This window comes from Ruminococcus difficilis (assembly GCF_016680995.1).
In genome coordinates this window covers 1-1,814 of sequence record NZ_JAEQMG010000147.1, presented here as the reverse complement: position 1 = coordinate 1,814, position 1,814 = coordinate 1, and the positions used below count along the sequence as shown (strand labels likewise).

Here is a 1,814-nt window from a genome sequence, read left to right as displayed (position 1 = left end):
TCACGCCAAAGCAGATGTTAAAGGACGTTATCGCCGAGGTATTGTCGGCTTGGTAGGAATAATCAAAGCGGTAGAGCTTTCCGCCGATCTCCTTGACAAGATAGTCGCTGTCGCCGCCTTGAAAGCCATTTTCCTGAATCTCCACGTTTTTGATATAACTGTAATCGTTGAGAGAGTATGGCTCTCTGTTTTCGATTCTTGCGGCGATCCTTTCCGCTTCAACACGATAAGGGCGACCAGCGTCGCCCTTATTCTCGTTATGTAAAATGATATTTGCGCCCGTAAAAATCACTGCAAGGACAGCGATGATCGCAACTGCCAATCTGATAAAGCTTTTCATGATTTACCTCTCGTAGCGGTAGCCCACGCCCCAGACCGTCACAATATGCTTCGGCTTTTTGGGGTCGGCTTCGATTTTCTGACGTAGCCATTTGATGTGTACCGTCAGCGTTTGCGGCTCGGAAAAGCTGTCAAAGCCCCAGATCTGATTGAACAGATAGTCCTTGCTAAGCGTTTTGCCGCTGTTTTCCGCTAAAAGCAGCAGCAAATCAAATTCCTTTTGTGTCAGGTCAAGAGGTGTGTTTTCTTTGAACGCGATCCGCTTGCTCTTGTCGATTTTCAAAAAGCCGTCGGAGATCACATCGCTCTGATAGCGCCGCGTGAAGATTCCTTTGATTTTGGCAAGCAGAATGTCGATATCGTAGGGCTTTTCGATGTAATCATCCGCGCCGAGGATCAAGCCGTTGAGCTTGTCGTCCTTCTCGGTTTTGGCGCTGACAATGATGATCGGCGTATTGGCGGTCTCGCGTATTTTTCGGCACACGCCGAAGCCGTCAAGCCCCGGAAGCATGATATCAAGAATGACAAGTCTTGCGCCGTCTTTATCAAAGGCACACAAGGCGCTTTCTCCGTCTGCGCAGTGCTTTGCGGAATAGCCCTCCGCTTCCAGAAAGTCACATAAAAGCGTTGCCATTTCAAGATTATCCTCAACTACAAGAATGTCAGTCATTATTGTTCCCTCTTCTCGTGTGATAACGTCAACCGACAAACAAAGCTATCTCGCGTAAACGCGTTGCTATCTGTATAGCCGACTGATAGTCCGCGAATTGGCTGTCGGGACACCCGACCTACCAACCCTGCTCCATAAGCCAGTTGTTCAGGGCGCGTTCTCTTGTTCTTTCGTCTTTTCCGCTTAAATTATACTCTCCCTGAATGTTTCCGTCAACTATATAAAGCACTCTTGAGCATTTTGCAGCTACCTTTGCGTCGTGGGTGACCAGCATAACGGTTGTGCCGTCCGCGTTTATCTTGCACAGCTCTTCCATTACCTCGTTGGAGCTTTGGCGGTTGAGCGCGCCTGTCGGCTCATCGGCAAAAATCATCTTTGGCTCGTTGATCATACTGCGACAGATACACGCCCTTTGCAGCTGACCGCCCGATACCTCGTTGATGTCGTTGTCGGCGATTTCAATGATGCCCAGCCTGCGCATCAACTCCTTGCCGCGTTCAAGCTTTTCCTTTGCGGAAAGCGTGTTTGCCTTTGACTGTCGTGCAGGGAGAATGATATTGTCGAGCACGCTCAGATTTTTGAGCATATACATCTGCTGGAAGATAAAACCCATTTCGTCGAGCCGCAGCGCCGCAAGCTCGTTTGGCTTCAGTTTGGAAATATCCTTTCCGTTAAACAAAACCTTGCCTGCCGTCATGCTGTCCATTCCCGAAACGGTGTAGAGCAGCGTGGATTTGCCGGAGCCGGACGGTCCCATCACGGCGACCATCTCGCCCTCGTCAACCGAAAAGTTGACATTGCGCAG

Annotated in this window: 2 protein-coding genes and 1 pseudogene; all 3 read right to left on the bottom strand. The window is 49.7% G+C overall.

Features of this window, described 5'->3' with window-relative positions; translation table 11 throughout:
• Window positions 1-340: pseudogene (locus JKK62_RS13885) on the bottom strand (hypothetical protein); the annotation flags it as partial.
• A gap of 3 nt (window positions 341-343) precedes the next feature.
• Window positions 344-1,009 carry a response regulator transcription factor gene (locus JKK62_RS13880; RefSeq protein ID WP_201428416.1) on the bottom strand — a complete coding sequence of 222 codons (666 nt, stop codon included), beginning with the start codon at window positions 1,007-1,009 and terminating at the stop codon, window positions 344-346.
• Window positions 1,010-1,127: 118 nt separating this feature from the next.
• Window positions 1,128-1,814: ABC transporter ATP-binding protein (locus JKK62_RS13875; protein ID WP_201428415.1), on the bottom strand; the 687-nt coding region annotated here is incomplete at its 5' end.